The following is a 2,248-nucleotide window of genomic DNA, read 5'->3' on the forward strand; positions in this document are numbered from 1 at the left end:
TTTTAATCATGGTCAGTAGCCTTACAACTTTGGCTATATTCTTTCCATATACGACATTTTGCGTTAATAATCAAGCTGGCTCAGACAACTCAGTCACAAACATGATTATTATAGAATTCATTATTATTTCCATCATAATAGCATTGTTATTTACACAGATTAAAAGAAAAAATAAATTTCAAACAACTGATGCAGATGCCTTGCCTATACCAGAAGAAGCAATCAGTCATTATCATGAAGTAAGAAAACAACGTGAAGATCAAGAGTATCAACTCAATCAGAAAAAATTTGCAGCTGTTTCTGCCTATGTGCAGCTTATGCTTTCTCCTTATATGAAAGAGTCTGATGTGAAAATAGTTTGTAATAATATAAAGTCTTGGATTACTAACGAGGATGCGGCTATTGTTTCAGTTAGTACGGATGGACGTCTTGGTTCAATTGATCTTCGCCATCTTGTCTGGAACATCGGTGAACGCTTTAACTGGAAAGGAGAAAAGCGGGCACTGTTTGCAAAAATGGTATTCCCCATTGAGCTCAGAGATATTGAAGTTTCAACAATCAGACGCAATCTTCGTCAGCGTGGTACTTGCATTATAGACCTTGACATTCCTGAAAAAGGTGATTACAGATTATCCTTTCAACTTATCTGAAATTACTTTCTATTACATTGAAATTATTCTGTATGATGTTATATCACCGTCAAATAAGCCGGTTCATTTGTGACATGAATTTTAAATATTTCAATTATGGATGTAAAAGAAGTAACATTTAATGACATGCCACAAGTAATTGGCAAAATATTCCAGAAAATTGAGCATGTTGAACAGATGCTCAATAATATGAAAGCCGAGCTCGACGATAAAAAAGACAACATCTCATCAGCAAACCACATTCCTATGACATTGGATGAAGCCTGTGAGTTCCTTCGTATGAAGAAATCTACTATGTACTATCATTTGTCCAAAGGAAACATTCCAGGAACTAAGAAAGGCAAAAACTACATTCTATATAAAGACGAGCTATTAAAATGGACAGAGTTGGGAAGGCTTGAAGTCGATTTAAGAACAGCCGAGGAGATAAATGAAGATTACCTTAAAACTATAAAGCGAAAACCGAATCGGAGAAAATAAACACAAGGAACAAAAGCACAATAGATAACGGGTATCAGCTATTTACAGACATATTCATTACCAATATGCAAGCATAACATACACATTATAATATTTTTGCAAACTAGTGTGAGAGAATAATATAATATTTACATCGAAATAACCGCATAAAAACTGTCTGCAATTATATGCAGATAGTTGTCAATTATCAAAATATAAACTTTATACAAGAAGAACTATGAGTAAGATGAAAAAATCCTCTCTGCTCTCTCTTTTTGTGTATTCAATGTCCGGAACATTGTACAAAACAAGAGACTGTTACGTCCATAAATGAACTTTGGACAATTTTTCGTGCTGCTTATGAGCAGTACCAGTTGGAAATTCTTAATGATGAAAAGTTGTATGACCGGTACATAAACGATTTCATCAGTTATCACCTTCCTATCTTCTCTAATGTAGAAGAAGTAGTCCGTAATCATTTCCGAAATATCTTCTGTCTATACGAACTGCTTTCTACCAGAAAAGATTTGGTAGAAAAGTATTTTACCCGTACAGTCTTTGAGGAGGAAGACTTCAACGAAATGCTTTACTCGTTTAATCATTTAGATTGTAAGGTTACAAAATCTAAAATTCTAGCTTCATTTAATAAGGCCCAAATTCAACTAATTACACAATTTGCTAATGAATCGAATCTATTTGTAAATAGAGTTGATGAAAAGACTATAGATGACTTTTTCAAATGTAACCTTAATAATGGGTTGATTGTAACCAATATGGCTAGCATACTTCCATTGCTATATGAGCTTTCCAGACAAAAGATGATACCCTACAACTGGGTATCATTACTTGCTGATAACAAACTGCTTGTACCTAAGAAAACTATGAAGTCTTCCACACGTATAGCAATCAGTAGTAGGTTAACAGAACTGAAAGACTCTGTTGTTGATTTTCCAGGAAAGGCATACATAAACTTGGTGCAACAACTGAAAGAAATGATATAAAGTAAAAAAAGTACAACAACTGAAAGGAAATCCACCTAACACTCCTCCTAACGCTTTCATCTGTTAGGATAGGCTTCAGTTATTACTAAAATAATAGGGGTATTTTTACCGTCGAATCGATTCGTTCTCGGCGGTAAG

General features: G+C 34.2%; 2 protein-coding genes and 1 pseudogene. All 3 read left to right on the forward strand.

The window, feature by feature from the left end; translation table 11 throughout:
* A pseudogene (locus I6E24_RS16020) lies at positions 1 to 650 on the forward strand (hypothetical protein); the annotation flags it as partial.
* 96 nt (positions 651 to 746) lie between these two features.
* Positions 747 to 1,130 carry a helix-turn-helix domain-containing protein gene (locus I6E24_RS16025; RefSeq protein ID WP_235329687.1) on the forward strand — a complete coding sequence of 128 codons (384 nt, stop codon included), beginning with the start codon at positions 747 to 749 and terminating at the stop codon, positions 1,128 to 1,130.
* Between the two features lie 353 nt (positions 1,131 to 1,483).
* Complete coding sequence (locus tag I6E24_RS16030; RefSeq protein WP_235329689.1) at positions 1,484 to 2,110, forward strand: hypothetical protein; 627 nt, start codon at positions 1,484 to 1,486, stop codon at positions 2,108 to 2,110.
* The last annotated feature ends 138 nt before the right edge of the window (positions 2,111 to 2,248 follow it).

It is taken from the genome of Bacteroides caecigallinarum (assembly GCF_021530995.1).
GTDB lineage: Bacteria > Bacteroidota > Bacteroidia > Bacteroidales > Bacteroidaceae > Phocaeicola > Phocaeicola faecigallinarum.